We start from the raw sequence: 14,800 nt of genomic DNA, 5'->3' as shown, positions 1-14,800 counted from the left end.
GGCATGAAGCCCAAAACAACAGAAACGCACGAACTAGGCCAAGCGCTGAGCCTGGACGAACGGATCACCGCAGCCCTGGTGGGCGCGGCCGTCGGAGACGCTCTCGGCGGCCCCGTCGAGGGCTACACCCCCGAGCAGATCCTCGAACGCCACGCGGGCCGCGTCCACGGCATCGTCGGCCCCTGGAACGGGGACGCCTGGCGCACGGCCCGCCCGATCGCCCCGTACCACAAGGGCGACGGCCACGTCACCGACGACACCTTGATGACCCACGCTCTGATCCGCGTCTACGCCAAGGTCCGCGACCACCTGGACGCGTACGCGATCGCCGGCCACCTGGTCCCGGACCTGATGACGAACCCCCGCTGGATCCCGGAACTGGAGGCGGAGGCACTCCCCCTCCAGCGCATCTTCCTCGCGGAGAAATGGCTGGTGACGCGCCTCCACTACGGCCACATCGACCCCCGCGAGGCAGGCGTGGGGAACATCGTCAACTGCGGTGCGGCGATGTACATGGCCCCGGTGGGCCTGGTCAACGCGGCCAACCCGGCGGGCGCGTACACCGAGGCCCTCGACATCGCGGGCGCCCACCAGTCCTCGTACGGCAGAGAGGCGGCGGCGGTCTTCGCGGCGGCGGTGGCGGCTGCGTGCACCCCAGGAGCGACGCCCAACTCAGTGATCGAGGCCTGCCTCTCCCTGGCGAAGGACGGCACCCGAGCAGCCATCGAAACGGTGTGCGAAGTGGCCTCCCGCTACTCGGACTTCGAGTCGGCGCTGCGCCCACTTCGGGAGGCGGTGACGCCGTACGACACGGTGGGCCCGGACTACCGCGCCCCGTCACTGGGCGCCCGTCGCCCGTCCCGTCTCCACACGATCGAGGAACTCCCGGTGGCGCTGGGCATGTTGACGGTGGCGGGCGGCGACTTCCGGCATGCGGTGCTGGGTTCGGTGAACTACGGCCGGGACTGCGACTCGATCGCCACGATGGCCGGGGCCCTGGCGGGCGCCCTGGGCTCCGAGGTGCCGTCCGACTGGTCGAAGACGGTCGCGGAGGCGAGCCGCCTGGACCTGTGGGAACCGGCCCGCACACTGACCGAGGTGACCCGGGAGGTCTTCGAACGGGACGTCCACCGACGCCGTTCCCACGAGGAGGCGTTCGCCCAGCTCAGGAGCCCAGGATGCTCCGACTGACCTGGGTCCAGCCGGAGGACCTGCTAGGCCACGAACTGCGCCAGGCAACCCAGGACGGCCGCGAGCCCAGCAGAATCGCCGCCCGCTGGAGAGCGGCGGGCGGCCCGGAGGCCCCGCCCCGCGCGGGCGCATCCCCGGACCGGGCGTCGCGCTACGTGCGCCAACTGGCAGAGGACTTGCTGGACGAACTGGCAGACCTACCAAGCAAATTGGCGGAGCACGAGCCAACGGACCTACCCCTGATCCGAGCGCTGTGCCCCAACTGGCCCGCACAGCCCACCCAACCAGCCCAGCCTGCGGGCAGTCGTGCCGCTGGGGCGGCTCCCGTCCCACAGAGAGGCGGCACCCGGCAAGCGCCGGCAAGCGACCCCACCCCGACGCCAGCCCCACTCCGCCCCCGCCTGGAAGCAGCCTGGCTGGGCAGAGCCGCAGGCTGCCTCCTGGGCAAACCGGTAGAAAAACTCTCCCTCAGCGCGATCCGCCACCTCGCCCAGGCAACCGGCAACTGGCCCCTGAACACCTGGTTCACAGCCAAAGGAGTCCCGGAGGAACTCCTGACAGCCCACCCCTGGAACCGCCGCTCAGCCCCCACCTCCCTCGCCGAGAACATCAACGGCATGCCCGAGGACGACGACCTCAACTACCCCCTCCTCAACCTCCTCCTGCTCCAACGCCACGGCCCCCACTTCACCACCACGGACGTGGCGAAACTCTGGCTGGACGAACTCCCCGCAGGCCGCACCTTCACGGCCGAACGCATCGCCTACCGAAACCTCCTCTCCGGCCTCGAACCCCCACTCACCGCCCGCCACCGCAACCCGTTCCGCGAATGGATCGGCGCCCTGATCCGCGCAGACGTCCACGGCTGGACGAACCCCGGCGCCCCGGCCACCGCCGCCGAACAGGCGTACCGCGACGCGACCCTCACCCACACCGCCAACGGCGTCTACGCGGCGATGTTCACGGCGGCCACCATCGCCCAGGCAGCCACCGGCACCCACGACATCCACGCCTGCCTGCGCACCGGCCTGACAGTGATCCCCCCACACTCCCGCCTGGCGAAAGCCATCCACCACGGCATCCAACTGGCCCGAACCCACCCCGACTTCACCACCGTCGTGGACGAACTCCACGCCACCCACGCGACCACCTACCACTGGGTCCACGCCATCCCCAACACCGCCCTGATCGCCGCCGCCCTCACCCACGCCGACGGCGACTTCACCGGCTCCATCTGCCGTGCCGTGTCCGGCGGTTGGGACACCGACTCCAACGGCGCGACGGCAGGAAGCATCGCCGCCCTCCTCGCAGGCTCCCCCGACGCCCTCCCCGACCGCTGGACCACCCCCCTGAAGAACCAACTCGCCACCTCCGTCGCGGACTTCAACGGCACCGGCTTCGACGACCTCGCCCGACTGACGTACTCCCTCACCCACTCGGAGGCAGCCCACCCATGACCCATATCGCCGTGCTGGGCAGCACGAACATGGACCTCGTCGCGTACGTCGGCAAGGCCCCGCAGCGCGGGGAGACGGTGACGGGACGTGAGTTCCGTACGATCCCCGGCGGCAAGGGCGCCAACCAGGCTGTGGCCGCGGCCCGTTCGGGCGCCGACGTCTCGATGATCGGCGCGGTGGGCAACGACACGTACGGCACCCAACTCCGCTCCACGCTGGAGCACTCCGGCGTCGACACCGACCATCTCCGCACCGTCGAGGGCCCCTCCGGCACCGCGCACATCGTCGTGGACGACGAGGGCGGCAACGCGATCGTCGTCATCCCCGCCGCCAACGGCACCGTCATCGCTCTCGCCCCCGGCGACGAGGGCCTGATCGCCACCGCCGACGCACTGCTGCTCCAGCTGGAGATCCCGCTCACGGCGGTGATCGAGGGCGCCCAGGCCGCTCACCGCCACGGCGTCCGTACGATCCTCACCCCGGCCCCCGCCCAACCGCTGCCACCCGAACTCCTCGCCGTCACCGACCTGTTGGTGCCGAACCAGCACGAGGCCACAGCCCTCACCGGCCTGACCGACCCTCACCAGGCAGCCACCGCACTCCTCGACCAGGTACCGGAGGTCGTGGTCACCCTGGGCCCGGCCGGCAGCCTCTACGCGACCCGGGGCACCGAACCCACCACGACGATCACCGTCCCCGCGCCACCCGTCACCGCCGTGGACTCGACCGGCGCCGGCGACACCTTCGTAGGCGCCCTCGCGGTGGCCCTGGCCGAAGGGCGCCCGATGCCGGACGCCCTGGCCTGGGCCTCGGCGGCGGGCGCACTCTCCGTACAACGGCCGGGCGCGTCGGCATCGATGCCGTACCGCTCGGAGATCGAGGCCAGGTACACATCATGAACGCACCCAAGCCCCTCACCCCCGCACCCGGCACGACCACGGAAGCCACGGCCCCTCTCACAGGTCTCCGCGTCCTCGACCTGGCCACCCTCTTCGCGGGCCCCCTCGCCGCCACCATGCTCGGCGACTTCGGCGCCGAGGTGATCAAGATCGAGCACCCGGCCAAACCCGACCCCTCCCGAGGCCATGGCCCGTCCAAGGACGGCATCGGCCTCTGGTGGAAGCTGCTGGGCCGCAACAAGCGCACGATGACACTGGACCTGTCGAAGTCCGGAGGCCGCGCCACCCTCCTCCACCTCGCCACGACAGCCGACGTGATCATCGAGAACTTCCGCCCGGGCACCCTGGAGAAATGGGACCTGGGCTGGCCGGAGCTGTCCGCCGCCAACCCACGCCTGGTCCTCGCCCGCGTCACCGGCTTCGGCCAGTTCGGCCCATACGCCCACCGCCCCGGCTTCGGCACCCTCGCCGAGGCGATGAGCGGCTTCGCCGCGATCACCGGCGAACCGGACGCACCCCCGACGCTCCCGCCCTTCGGCCTCGCCGACTCGATCGCGGGCCTGGCCACCGCGTACGCCGTCATGACGGCCCTCGCCGCCCGCGACCGCACCGGCGAGGGCCAGGTCGTCGACATGGCGATCATCGAGCCGATCCTCACGGTTCTCGGCCCGCAGCCGCTCTGGTACGACCAGTTGGGCCACGTCCAGCCGCGCACCGGCAACCGCTCGCAGAACAACGCGCCCCGCAACACCTACCGCACGGCCGACGGCACCTGGGTCGCCGTGTCGACCTCGGCCCAGTCGATCGCCGAACGCGTGATGCGTCTCGTCGGCCGCCCGGAACTGATCGACGAGCCCTGGTTCACCACGGGCGCCGACCGCGCCCGCCACTCGGACGTCCTCGACGAGGCGGTCGGCTCGTGGATCGCCCGCCACCCCCATACGGAGGTCATGGCGGCCTTCGAGAAGGCGGAGGCGGCGGTGGCCCCGATCCAGGACGTACGGGAGGTGATGACCGACCCGCAGTACCAGGCCCTCGACACCATCACCACCGTCGACGACCCCGAACTCGGCCCGATCCGCATGCAGAACGTCCTCTTCCGCCTCTCCGCGACCCCCGGCGCGATCCGCTGGGCGGGCCGCCCGCACGGCGCCGACACCACCGCCGTCCTCACCGAACTGGGCCTGGCCGACCACGAGATCGACACCCTGCGCACCGAGGGCGCCCTGTGACAGCCACCCCCCTGACCTGGCTGTACGTCCCCGGCGACCGCCCCGAGGTGGTCACCAAGGCCCTCGCCTCGGGCGCAGACGTGGTCGTCGTCGACCTGGAGGACGCGGTCGCCCCCGACCGCAAGGAGTACGCGCGCACAGCCACCGCCGAACGCCTCACCGACCCCCAACCGGTCCCGGTCCACGTCCGGATCAACGCCCTGGACAGCCCCCTGGCCACCCCCGACCTCCGGTCCCTCGAAGGCCTCCCCGGCATCTCGGGCCTACGCCTCCCGAAAGTGACGGCACCCCAGGACGTCGTACGAGTGGCCACCCTGCCCTCCGCAGCCGGTCTCCCGCTGCACGCCCTCCTCGAAACCGCCCTCGGCATCGAACACGCCTTCGCCATCGCGACCGCCCACCCCGCCCTGCACGGCATCGCGCTGGGCGAGGCAGACCTCCGGGCCGATCTGGGGGTACGGGGAGACGCAGGCCTCGACTGGTGCCGCTCCCGGGTCGTCGTGGCCGCACGGGCGGCCGGACTCGCCCCGCCGCCCCAGTCGGTCCACCCGGACATCCGGGACCTGGACACCCTGGCCGCGTCCTGCGCCCACGGCCGCGCCCTGGGCTTCCTGGGCCGGGCGGCGATCCACCCCCGCCAGCTCCCGGTCATCGAACGCGCGTACCTCCCCACCCCGGAGGAGATCGAGGAGGCCGAACAGATCGTCAAGGCGGGGGCGACGGACGAGGGCGCCCAGGCCCTCCCGGACGGCCGCTTCATCGACGCGGCGGTGGTGGCGGCGGCCCGCAGAACCCTGTCCCTGGCCGACCGCGACCGCCCCTGACCCGCACAACGAACGAGGGCGCCCCGGTCCGACCGGGGCGCCCTCGTCCTCGTACCACCAACAGCTAGATCTTCTTGCTCGGCTCCGCCTCGGCCTTGTCATCGGCCTTGTCCGCGGACTCGGAGTCGGAGTCGGCCTTGCTCTCGCCCGCGCCGTCGTCCTCGGTCTCGGCCGTGCCGTCCGTATCGGCCTCGGCCTTCACCTCCGCCGATTCCGCATCGCCTTCGTCAGCCTCGTCACCCTTGACGGCGTCCTCCGCCGAACCGTCGGAGACCTCCGCACCGGGCTCCACGACTTCCTCCCGGCCGGGGCGCTTCTTCGCCGAGAGCACGAAGTAGACCACCGCGAGGACGAAGACGACGATCGCGGTCCAGTTGTTGAGCCGCATGCCGAGGATGTGGTGGGCCTCGTCGACGCGCAGGTACTCGATCCAGAAGCGGCCTACGCAGTAGGACGCGACGTACAGCGCGAACGCCCGTCCGTGTCCGAGCGTGAAGCGGCGGTCGGCCCAGATGACCAGCAGCGCGACACCGACGCACCACAGGGACTCGTAGAGGAACGTCGGGTGGTAGTAGCCCGGGACCCGGCCGTCGGTCGAGGAGGTGATGTGGACGGCCCAGGGGACGGTCGTCTCGCGCCCGTACAGCTCCTGGTTGAACCAGTTGCCCCACCGCCCGATCGCCTGTGCGAGGGCGATACCGGGCGCGAGGGCGTCGGCCCACGCGGGCAGCGGGATTCCGCGCCGACGGCAGCCGATCCACGCACCCAGCGCGCCGAGGGCGATCGCACCCCAGATGCCGAGGCCGCCCTCCCAGATCTTGAAGGCGTCCACCCAGTCGCGGCCCTCGCTGAAGTACAGCTCGTAGTCCGTGATCACGTGATAGAGGCGGCCACCGACCAGGCCGAAGGGCACGGCCCAGACCGCGATGTCGGCCACCGTGCCGGGTCGGCCACCGCGGGCGAGCCAGCGCTTGTTGCCGAGCCAGACCGCGACGAAGACACCGATGATGATGCAGAACGCGTAGCCGCGCAGCGGAATGGGTCCAAGGTGCAGCACCCCGCGCGACGGACTGGGAATGTAGGCGATATCCATGGCAGTCCCGACGCTACCTTGACGGGTGCGGCGGATGTGAGCCGCCCCGGGCAACGGCTCCATAACGGGCGGTGCCTCCGGTTCCGCTCACGACGCCGAACCGGAGGCCCCCGGGGAACCCGAGAAGCGCCCAGGCCTACGCCTTGTCGGCGGCCTCCACCATCTGCTTCAGCTTCGCCGGGGTCATCGTCTGGTCCTGGTAGATGTTCTTCCCGTCGAGCAGGACGGTCGGTGTGCCGCCGAAGCCGCCGCTCTGGAAGGCCTCGTTCGACTTCACGACCCAGCTGTTGTGCGTGCCGTCCTCGACACATGTCCGGAACGTGGGTGTGTCGAGTCCGTCGACCTTCTCCGCCAGCTCGATGAGTCTGCTGTTCTTCGCGAAGGCGTCGTCGGTCTCCTGCGGCTGGTTCTCGTACAGCACGTCGTGGTACGCGGTGAACCTGCCGGCGTCCTGGGCGCAGGCGGCTGCGTTGGCCGCGTGCCGGGAGCCGCTGCCGCCCATGTTGCCGTCGATGATCGTCGCCAGGTGGTAGTTCACCTTCAGCTTGCCCGCGGCCGTCAGCTCATGGATGGTCGAGCGGTAGTTGGTCTCGAAGGACTGGCAGGCCGGACAGCGGAAGTCCTCCCACACCGTGAGCGTCGACTTGGCGCTCTCCTCGCCCACCGGGATCGCCAGGCTGTCCTTGCCCTGCGCACCCGAGGGCGCCACGACCGGACCGGCGCTCTCGCTCTTGCTGTCCTTGCCGGAGTTCGCGGCGACGACGCCGATCACCGCCGCGAGGCCCAGCACGCAGACGACACTGGCGCCCACGATCAACGCCCGCCGCCGCTTCTCCGCGGACTTCTGCTTCTCACGCTCGACCGCCAGCCGCTCGCGGGCGGTGCGCTTTCCGTCACGATTCTTCTCGCTCACACCCGCAGAACGAACCGGGGAGACGCATTGCGCCTCCCCGGCCCCAGGTCCACCCGTTCGGGCGACCTGTACGAAATGTCCTGCCTGTATGCCCTGCCCGTCTACGCCGTGCCGCGCACGCCCTTCGCGAGGTCGGCGGCGAGTTCCCGCACGGCCTCGACACCGGCCGCGTGATCCGGGGCGTCGAGCATCCGCTTGACGAAGGCTGAGCCGACGATCACCCCGTCGGCGAAGCCGGCGACCTCGGCGGCCTGGGCGGCATTGGAGACCCCGAGCCCGACACAGACGGGCAGGTCGGTGCCGGCCCCGCGAGTGCGCCGAACCAGATCCTCCGCCTGGGCGCCGACCGACGCCCGGGTCCCCGTGACGCCCATGAGGGAGGCGGCGTACACGAATCCGCTGCCCGCCGCGGTGATCTCGGCGAGTCGTCCGTCCTTGCTGCTGGGCGCGACGACGAACACGGTCGCGAGGCCGTGCTTCTCCGCGTGCTCCCTCCACAGCGCCGACTCCTGCACGGGCAGGTCGGGCAGGATGCACCCGGCGCCGCCCGCCTCCGCGAGTTCGGCGGTGAACCGCTCGACGCCGTAGCGGTCGATCGGGTTCCAGTACGTCATGACGAGCACCGGCTTCCCGCTGGCCTCGTAGGCCTCCCGGACCGTGCGGATGACATCCGCGATCTTGACGCCGCCGCGCAGGGCGATGTCGTCGGCGGTCTGGATGACGGGTCCGTCGAGCACCGGGTCGCTGTGCGGCAGCCCGACCTCGACGATGTCGGCGCCGCCCGCGAACACGGCCTTGACGGCCTCGATCCCGCCGTCGACGGTCGGGAACCCGGCGGGGAGGTACGCGATGAGCGCGGAGCGTCCCTCGGCCTTGGCACCGGCGAGGGTGTCGCTCAACAGCTGGATGTTGCCGCTCACTTGGCGTCCCCCTCGATCTCGGCGGCAGCACTGTCCGCGTTGGCCGCGACGGTGGCGTCGGGCTGGTTGTCGTACAGGCCGAAGTACCGGGCGGCGGTGTCCATGTCCTTGTCGCCGCGCCCGGAGAGGTTGACGACGATCAGGCCGTCCTTGCCCAGCTCCTTGCCGACCTCCAGGGCGCCGGCCAGCGCGTGCGCGCTCTCGATGGCCGGGATGATGCCCTCGGTACGCGACAGCAGGCGCAGGGCCTGCATGGCGGCGTCGTCGGTGACCGCGCGGTACTCGGCGCGGCCGGTGTCCTTGAGGTAGGAGTGCTCGGGTCCGATGCCCGGGTAGTCCAGTCCGGCGGAGATGGAGTAGGGCTCGGTGATCTGCCCCTCCTCGTCCTGAAGGACGTAGGACCGCGACCCGTGCAGGATGCCCGGCTCACCGGCGGTGAGGGTGGCGGCGTGCTCGCCGGTCTCGACACCGTGTCCGCCGGGCTCGCACCCGATGAGGCGGACGTCGGCGTCGGGGATGAAGGCGTGGAAGAGCCCGATGGCGTTGGACCCGCCGCCCACACAGGCGACGGCGGCGTCGGGCAGCCGCCCGGCCTGCTCCAGGAGCTGCCTGCGGGCCTCCACACCGATCACCCGGTGGAAGTCGCGCACCATGGCCGGGAAGGGGTGGGGCCCGGCGACGGTCCCGAAGAGGTAGTGCGTGTGGTCGACGTTGGCGACCCAGTCGCGGAACGCCTCGTTGATGGCGTCCTTGAGGGTGCGGCTGCCGGACTTCACGGCGATGACCTCGGCGCCGAGCATGCGCATCCGGGCGACGTTCAGGGCCTGGCGCTGGGTGTCGATCTCGCCCATGTAGATGGTGCATTCGAGCCCGAACAGCGCACAGGCGGTCGCGGTGGCGACCCCGTGCTGACCTGCGCCGGTCTCGGCGATGACGCGGGTCTTGCCCATCCTCTTGGTGAGGAGGGCCTGGCCGAGCACGTTGTTGATCTTGTGGGACCCGGTGTGGTTCAGGTCCTCCCGCTTGAGGAAGACCCGGGCGCCACCGGCGTGCTCGGCGAACCGGGGCACCTCGGTGAGGGAGCTGGGGCGGCCGGTGTAGTGGACGAGCAGGTCGTCCAGTTCACGGGCGAACTCGGGGTCCGACTTCGCCTTGTCGTACTCGACGGCGACCTCGTCGACGGCGGCGACGAGGGCCTCCGGGATGAACTTGCCGCCGAAGGCGCCGAAGTAACCTTCGGCGCTTGGGATTTGACCCTCGGGGTCGGGGATGAAGAACTCGCTGGGCATGGCTGAACCTCACGGTGAGTTTGTGTTGGGCACTAGTCGCCGTGGGGCGGGGGTTTTGTGAGTTGGCCGCGGGCCCGTGGGGGCTTGTCGCGCAGTTCCCCGCGCCCCTATGGGGCGCGCTGCCATCGGCGGCCGTTTACCTGCCCAGGTTCGTCTCCGATGACGTATCGGACTCGACGGCCGTACACCCTGCGTGCCGGGGCGCGGCAGCCACGGGGGCGGCAGCCGCGCGCGAGGCGGGCGTACCTGTCCGTGGGTGTCATGGTGATAGTCATCGGGGGAAACTCTAGCCGGTGATCAGCCGCGGCCGTGCCGCAATGCGGGATGCTCGCCCGCTGCCACCAGGTCGGAGACCGCGGTCTTCGGGTCCTTGCCCGTCACCAGGGACTCGCCGACCAGGACCGCGTCGGCGCCGGCGTTGGCGTACGCGATGAGGTCGTGCGGGCCTCGGACGCCCGACTCGGCGATCTTGACGATGCTGTCGGGGATCTCGGGGGCGACCCGCTCGAACGTGGAGCGGTCGACCTCCAGGGTCTTCAGGTTGCGCGCGTTGACGCCGATGACCCGGGCCCCCGCCTCGACCGCCCGCTCGACCTCGTCCTCGTCGTGCACCTCGACGAGCGGGGTGAGTCCGATGGACTCGGCGCGCTCGATGAGGGACTCCAGGGCGGGCTGGTCGAGGGCGGCGACGATCAGCAGGGCCAGGTCGGCGCCGTACGCCCGTGCCTCCCACAGCTGGTACGAGGTGACGATGAAGTCCTTGCGCAGCACCGGGATGTCCACCCGGGCGCGCACGGCCTCCAGGTCGGCCAGGGAGCCGCCGAAGCGGCGCTGTTCGGTGAGGACGGAGATGACGGCCGCGCCGCCCGCCTCGTAGTCGGCCGCGAGGCCGGCCGGGTCGGCGATGGCCGCGAGCGCGCCCTTGGAGGGGCTGGACCGCTTGACCTCGCAGATGACCTTGACGCCGTCGCCGCGCAGTGCGGCGACCCCGTCCTTGGCGGCGGGAGCCTTCGCCGCGCGTTCCTTGAGCTCGTCGAGGCTGACGCGCGCCTGCCGCTCCGCGAGGTCGGCACGGACTCCGTCGATGATCTCGTCGAGCACACTCACGCGAGCGGCCCCCTTCCAGACGGTAGGCGATTGACTGTTCCAGCCATTCACACCATTGAAGCTGCACGAACTGTCAAAGCTGGTCACTCCGATGGTATCCGGAGGAGGGCATGCCCCTCACATCCGGTTGACACCGGTCCCACTACCTGGACATTCATCATTTGATCAAGGGTGGAGCCAGCCACCGAACGGCAGGTTCCGGACAACCGTGAAGACCAGCAACAACGCCCCCAGGCTCCACAGGTGCACCGGCCCGAGATCGATCCGCATCGGTCGTCCGCGTACCGCGCGGACCACCCAGACGGTCCATACGACGGCGAAGGCCAGGTATCCCGCCACGGCGAGCGCGTTGGCCCCGAGGGCCGTCACCCAGTCCCCGTGCACGAAGGCGTAGGCGCTGCGCAGTCCGCCGCAGCCGGGGCAGTACACGCCGGTCAGACGCAGGAGCGGGCAGACGGGGTAGTGCCCGGGTTCGTTGGGGTCGACCGTCCCGACGTACGCGAAGGCCCCGACGACGGCCGCGAGCACCCCGGCGGGCACGGCCACCCGTCCCAGGACGGCACCGGCGCCCGAGGGCACGCCTTGCTGAGCCCGCTCGGTGTTCACCCCACGCATTCTGCCCCCTGCGGGGTGTACACGCGCGAGAGGCGGCCCCGGCGTCGTCGCCGTGCCGCCCCTGCCAATCCTCGAATACGGGATTCAGCTCTCGGCGCCCGCCGGTTCACGCGTCGACGCGACCTGGTGCGACGGCTTCTGCTTGCCGAGGCCCATGGCGGCCATGATCCAGCCGACGACCCCGCCGAGGACCGAGAGCACCATGCCGGCCCAGAAGCCCAGCGGCTCGGCCATCACCATGAAGGCGCCCGCTACGCAGAAGCCGATGATGGAGATGGTGACGCCGGTCCAGGCGGCCAAAGTGTGACCGTGGCTGCTGCCCGCCATGACTTGCTCCTCGTTGCTGAGTTGCTGAAGTTGTTGGTTCGTGAATGCACTGCTGGGTGAGCCGGACACTCGCGGCCCATTCTCCCGCACGCGCACGCGTGCATGATGCCCGGGGTCAACCCAGCGAGTCACCCCGGCCGGAGCGCCCCAAAGGGGCGCGGGGAACTGCGCGACCAGCCACGACGGCCCCGCGGACAACACACGACCCCAGAGCGGAGCCCTTACACACCAGTGGGGTCCTCACCCCGGTCCAGCGCCTTCCAGATCTCCTCGGGCCGCTCGGGGTCGGCCGGCGCCGCCCGCCGACGCGGACGAGGCGCACCACCCCGCTCGTACCGCCCGGACATCGCCGGCCACAGCCGCCCGTACCGCAGCGCCAGCAGCCCCGCGAGCAGGATCAGCGCACCGCCGACGGCTGCCGCGTACGGCCAGGCCGTATGGCTGAGGGTGCTCACGGTGGCCGCCGTGTCCCCGCTCGCCTGGGCGGCCTTCTCGTCGAGCGCGGAGCTGTCGGAGGCGCCGAGGACGGCCGCGGCGACCGTACCGGCGCCGGACAGCGCGAGCAGCGCGGCGACCAGGAGGCGGCCGGAGCGGCGGACGGCGAAGACGGCGACGAGCGCGGCGAGGCCCACTATCGCGAGGGCCGCCGGCACGCCCGTGACGTCGCTGCCGCTGGCGGTCAGCGGGAAGGCGCCGCCGGCGACCGTCGCGGTGCCCTCCGACCAGCGCTGGCGGGTGGCGAGCAGGGCGACGGCCGCGCCCAGCGCACCGGCCGACAGGGCGACGGCGAGGCTGAGCCGGCCGGCCCGGCCGGGAAGGGGGGCTTCGGAACGTGGGGAAGGTACGGGTACGGCTGTCACGTACCCCACTATCGCCCCAACCCCGGGTGAACCGGCACCCGGGGCCCGCGTGAGAAGCGCCCCATTGGTGGGACCTTGTCAGCGGAAAGGGCCTACTGTCCGAGCCGGTTCGCCGTGTGGACGGCGCGCAGGACCGCCGCCGCCTTGTTGCGGCACTCGTTGTCCTCCGCGACCGGGTCGGAGTCGGCGACGACGCCGGCGCCCGCCTGGACGTACGCCGTGCCGTCGCGCAGCAGGGCCGTGCGAATGGCGATGGCGGTGTCGGAGTCGCCCGCGAAGTCGAGGTAGCCGACGGCGCCGCCGTACAACCCCCGCCTGGACGGCTCCAGTTCGTCGATGATCTGCATCGCGCGCGGCTTGGGCGCCCCGGAGAGCGTGCCGGCCGGGAAGCAGGCCGTCAGGACGTCGAAGGCGGTGCGGCCCGCCGCCACCCGGCCGGTGACGGTCGAGACGATGTGCATGACGTGCGAGTACCGCTCGACGGACATGAAGTCGACGACCTCGACGGAGCCGGGCTCGCACACGCGCCCGAGGTCGTTGCGCCCGAGGTCGACGAGCATGAGGTGCTCGGCGCGCTCCTTGGGGTCGGCGAGCAGTTCCTCGGCGAGGGCCTGGTCCTCCTGCGGGGTCGCCCCGCGGTGCCGGGTGCCGGCGATGGGGTGGACCATCGCGCGCCCGTCCTCGACCTTGACGAGGGCCTCGGGGGACGAGCCGACGACGTCGAACCCGTCGAAGCGGAACAGGTACATGTAGGGGGAGGGATTGGTCGCCCGCAGCACCCTGTACACGTCCAGCGCGCTTGCCGTGCACGGCGTCTCGAAGCGCTGGGAGGGGACGACCTGGAAGGCCTCCCCCGCGCGGATGCGCTCCTTGATGTCCTCGACGGCGACCTGGTAGTCGGGGCCGCCCCACAGGGCCGTGTACTCGGGGAGTTCGGAGGGCGGGAGCACGGCGGGCGGCTGGGACACCGCGCGCGCGAGGTCGGCCTGCATGGCGTCGAGACGGGCCATGGCGTCGGCGTAGGACTCGTCGACGCCCGTGTCGAGGTCGTTGTGGTTGATCGCGTTGGCGATCAGCAGGACCGAGCCCTCCCAGTGGTCCATGACGGCCAGATCGCTGGTGAGCAGCATGGTCAGCTCGGGCAGCTTGAGGTCGTCCCGCTCGCCGGGGCCGATCTTCTCCAGGCGGCGCACGATGTCGTACCCGAGGTAGCCGACCATGCCGCCGGTGAAGGGCGGCAGGCCCTCCTGGTGGGGCGTGTGGAGGGCCTCGATGGTGGCGCGCAGGGCGGCGAGCGGGTCGCCGTCGACGGGGACACCGACGGGCGGGGTGCCGAGCCAGTGGGCCTCGCCGTCGCGCGCGGTGAGGGTGGCGCTGGAGCGGACGCCGACGAAGGAGTAGCGGGACCAGGAGAGACCGTTCTCGGCGGACTCCAGCAGGAAGGTGCCGGGGCGTTCGGCGGCGAGCTTGCGGTAGAGCGCGACCGGGGTGTCGCCGTCGGCGAGGAGCTTGCGGGTGACGGGGATGACGCGCCGGTCGGTGGCCAGCTTACGGAAGGTCTCGAGGTCCATGGCGGCTGACCTTACTGACCCTGCGGGAGTACGCCGGAATCGGCGTCCTCGAACGACACGTCGAGCAGGACGTCGGCGTCGAAGCAGGTCCGCGCGCCGGTGTGGCAGGCGGCGCCCACCTGGTCGACCTTGACGAGCACCGTGTCGGCGTCGCAGTCGAGGGCGACGGACTTCACGTGCTGGAAGTGGCCCGAGGTGTCGCCCTTGACCCAGTACTCCTGGCGGCTGCGCGACCAGTAGGTGCAGCGGCCGGTGGTCAGGGTGCGGTGCAGCGCCTCGTCGTCCATCCAGCCGAGCATGAGCACCTCACCGGTGTCGTACTGCTGGGCGACGGCGGGGACGAGCCCGTCGGGGCCGCGCTTGAGGCGGGCGGCGATCTCCGGGGCCAGAGGGCTGGGCGGGGGCGTGCTGCTGGTCATGGGCCCATTGTGCCGCGCCCCACTGACAGTCCCGGCGGGGTGTCCACTGGGCGGACCTTGTGGACGGTCGTAGGCTTGCTGAC

16 protein-coding genes are annotated in these 14,800 nt (G+C 71.3%); 5 read left to right on the top strand and 11 right to left on the bottom strand.

Going from position 1 to position 14,800, the window contains the following annotated elements; all coding sequences use genetic code 11:
- The first annotated feature begins 3 nt into the window (after positions 1 to 3).
- From OG787_RS37385 to OG787_RS37365, 5 genes are read left to right on the top strand one after another with little or no spacing between them, the layout of a single operon-like run.
- Positions 4 to 1,191: an ADP-ribosylglycohydrolase family protein gene (locus OG787_RS37385; RefSeq protein ID WP_405538202.1), complete on the top strand. Its 1,188-nt coding sequence runs from the start codon at positions 4 to 6 to the stop codon at positions 1,189 to 1,191.
- Positions 1,179 to 2,648 (top strand): ADP-ribosylglycohydrolase family protein, encoded by a 1,470-nt coding sequence (locus tag OG787_RS37380; protein ID WP_405538200.1) that lies wholly within the window; start codon positions 1,179 to 1,181, stop codon positions 2,646 to 2,648. The genes OG787_RS37385 and OG787_RS37380 overlap by 13 nt, the downstream gene beginning before the upstream one ends.
- Positions 2,645 to 3,547 (top strand): ribokinase, encoded by a 903-nt coding sequence (gene rbsK, locus OG787_RS37375; protein WP_405538199.1) that lies wholly within the window; start codon positions 2,645 to 2,647, stop codon positions 3,545 to 3,547. The genes OG787_RS37380 and rbsK overlap by 4 nt, the downstream gene beginning before the upstream one ends.
- The gene (locus tag OG787_RS37370; RefSeq protein WP_405538198.1) at positions 3,544 to 4,779 is read left to right on the top strand and encodes a CaiB/BaiF CoA transferase family protein; all 1,236 of its coding nucleotides are present in this window, start codon (positions 3,544 to 3,546) and stop codon (positions 4,777 to 4,779) included. The genes rbsK and OG787_RS37370 overlap by 4 nt, the downstream gene beginning before the upstream one ends.
- Entirely contained in the window at positions 4,776 to 5,603 is an 828-nt protein-coding gene (locus tag OG787_RS37365; protein ID WP_405538197.1) for an HpcH/HpaI aldolase/citrate lyase family protein, read from the top strand. The genes OG787_RS37370 and OG787_RS37365 overlap by 4 nt, the downstream gene beginning before the upstream one ends.
- Positions 5,604 to 5,667: 64 nt before the next feature.
- Here OG787_RS37365 and lgt read toward each other — a convergent pair whose 3' ends face one another.
- The 11 genes from lgt to hisI form a co-directional block, all read right to left on the bottom strand.
- Positions 5,668 to 6,696 (bottom strand): prolipoprotein diacylglyceryl transferase, encoded by a 1,029-nt coding sequence (gene lgt / locus OG787_RS37360; RefSeq protein WP_405538196.1) that lies wholly within the window; start codon positions 6,694 to 6,696, stop codon positions 5,668 to 5,670.
- 136 nt (positions 6,697 to 6,832) lie between these two features.
- Entirely contained in the window at positions 6,833 to 7,609 is a 777-nt protein-coding gene (locus OG787_RS37355) for a DsbA family protein (protein WP_369035109.1), read from the bottom strand.
- Positions 7,610 to 7,710: 101 nt separating this feature from the next.
- Positions 7,711 to 8,529 carry a tryptophan synthase subunit alpha gene (trpA, locus tag OG787_RS37350; protein WP_405538195.1) on the bottom strand — a complete coding sequence of 273 codons (819 nt, stop codon included), beginning with the start codon at positions 8,527 to 8,529 and terminating at the stop codon, positions 7,711 to 7,713.
- Positions 8,526 to 9,818 carry a tryptophan synthase subunit beta gene (trpB, locus tag OG787_RS37345; protein ID WP_369035107.1) on the bottom strand — a complete coding sequence of 431 codons (1,293 nt, stop codon included), beginning with the start codon at positions 9,816 to 9,818 and terminating at the stop codon, positions 8,526 to 8,528. Before trpB ends, trpA begins: the two co-directional genes overlap by 4 nt.
- A gap of 107 nt (positions 9,819 to 9,925) precedes the next feature.
- Complete coding sequence (gene trpM / locus OG787_RS37340) at positions 9,926 to 10,093, bottom strand: tryptophan biosynthesis modulator TrpM (RefSeq protein WP_405538193.1); 168 nt, start codon at positions 10,091 to 10,093, stop codon at positions 9,926 to 9,928.
- Positions 10,094 to 10,115: 22 nt separating this feature from the next.
- Positions 10,116 to 10,925: an indole-3-glycerol phosphate synthase TrpC gene (gene trpC, locus OG787_RS37335; RefSeq protein WP_369035105.1), complete on the bottom strand. Its 810-nt coding sequence runs from the start codon at positions 10,923 to 10,925 to the stop codon at positions 10,116 to 10,118.
- 165 nt (positions 10,926 to 11,090) lie between these two features.
- Positions 11,091 to 11,540, bottom strand: a complete 450-nt coding sequence (locus OG787_RS37330) for a DUF2752 domain-containing protein (RefSeq protein ID WP_405538192.1) — start codon at positions 11,538 to 11,540, stop codon at positions 11,091 to 11,093.
- An 84-nt stretch (positions 11,541 to 11,624) separates the two neighbouring features.
- Positions 11,625 to 11,867, bottom strand: a complete 243-nt coding sequence (locus OG787_RS37325; protein WP_369035103.1) for an HGxxPAAW family protein — start codon at positions 11,865 to 11,867, stop codon at positions 11,625 to 11,627.
- 221 nt (positions 11,868 to 12,088) lie between these two features.
- On the bottom strand, positions 12,089 to 12,736 hold the full coding sequence (locus OG787_RS37320) for a TIGR02234 family membrane protein (RefSeq protein ID WP_405538191.1): 648 nt from the start codon (positions 12,734 to 12,736) through the stop codon (positions 12,089 to 12,091).
- Between the two features lie 83 nt (positions 12,737 to 12,819).
- Positions 12,820 to 14,298 (bottom strand): anthranilate synthase component I, encoded by a 1,479-nt coding sequence (locus OG787_RS37315; RefSeq protein WP_369035101.1) that lies wholly within the window; start codon positions 14,296 to 14,298, stop codon positions 12,820 to 12,822.
- A gap of 11 nt (positions 14,299 to 14,309) precedes the next feature.
- Positions 14,310 to 14,717 (bottom strand): phosphoribosyl-AMP cyclohydrolase, encoded by a 408-nt coding sequence (gene hisI / locus OG787_RS37310; protein WP_369035100.1) that lies wholly within the window; start codon positions 14,715 to 14,717, stop codon positions 14,310 to 14,312.
- Positions 14,718 to 14,800 lie beyond the last annotated feature (83 nt).

It is taken from the genome of Streptomyces sp. NBC_00075 (genome assembly GCF_045041225.1).
Classification (GTDB): Bacteria; Actinomycetota; Actinomycetes; order Streptomycetales; family Streptomycetaceae; genus Streptomyces; species Streptomyces adonidis.
This window is presented reverse-complemented; position numbering and strand designations above follow the sequence as displayed.

Coding starts and splice junctions, on each gene's coding strand:
- OG787_RS37385 (WP_405538202.1), top strand. CDS start 4: ATGAAGCCCAAAACAACAGAAACGCACGAACTAGGCCAAGCGCTGAGC.
- OG787_RS37380 (WP_405538200.1), top strand. CDS start 1,179: ATGCTCCGACTGACCTGGGTCCAGCCGGAGGACCTGCTAGGCCACGAA.
- rbsK (WP_405538199.1), top strand. CDS start 2,645: ATGACCCATATCGCCGTGCTGGGCAGCACGAACATGGACCTCGTCGCG.
- OG787_RS37370 (WP_405538198.1), top strand. CDS start 3,544: ATGAACGCACCCAAGCCCCTCACCCCCGCACCCGGCACGACCACGGAA.
- lgt (WP_405538196.1), bottom strand. CDS start 6,696: ATGGATATCGCCTACATTCCCAGTCCGTCGCGCGGGGTGCTGCACCTT.
- trpB (WP_369035107.1), bottom strand. CDS start 9,818: ATGCCCAGCGAGTTCTTCATCCCCGACCCCGAGGGTCAAATCCCAAGC.
- trpM (WP_405538193.1), bottom strand. CDS start 10,093: ATGACTATCACCATGACACCCACGGACAGGTACGCCCGCCTCGCGCGC.
- OG787_RS37330 (WP_405538192.1), bottom strand. CDS start 11,540: ATGCGTGGGGTGAACACCGAGCGGGCTCAGCAAGGCGTGCCCTCGGGC.
- OG787_RS37325 (WP_369035103.1), bottom strand. CDS start 11,867: ATGGCGGGCAGCAGCCACGGTCACACTTTGGCCGCCTGGACCGGCGTC.
- OG787_RS37315 (WP_369035101.1), bottom strand. CDS start 14,298: ATGGACCTCGAGACCTTCCGTAAGCTGGCCACCGACCGGCGCGTCATC.
- hisI (WP_369035100.1), bottom strand. CDS start 14,717: ATGACCAGCAGCACGCCCCCGCCCAGCCCTCTGGCCCCGGAGATCGCC.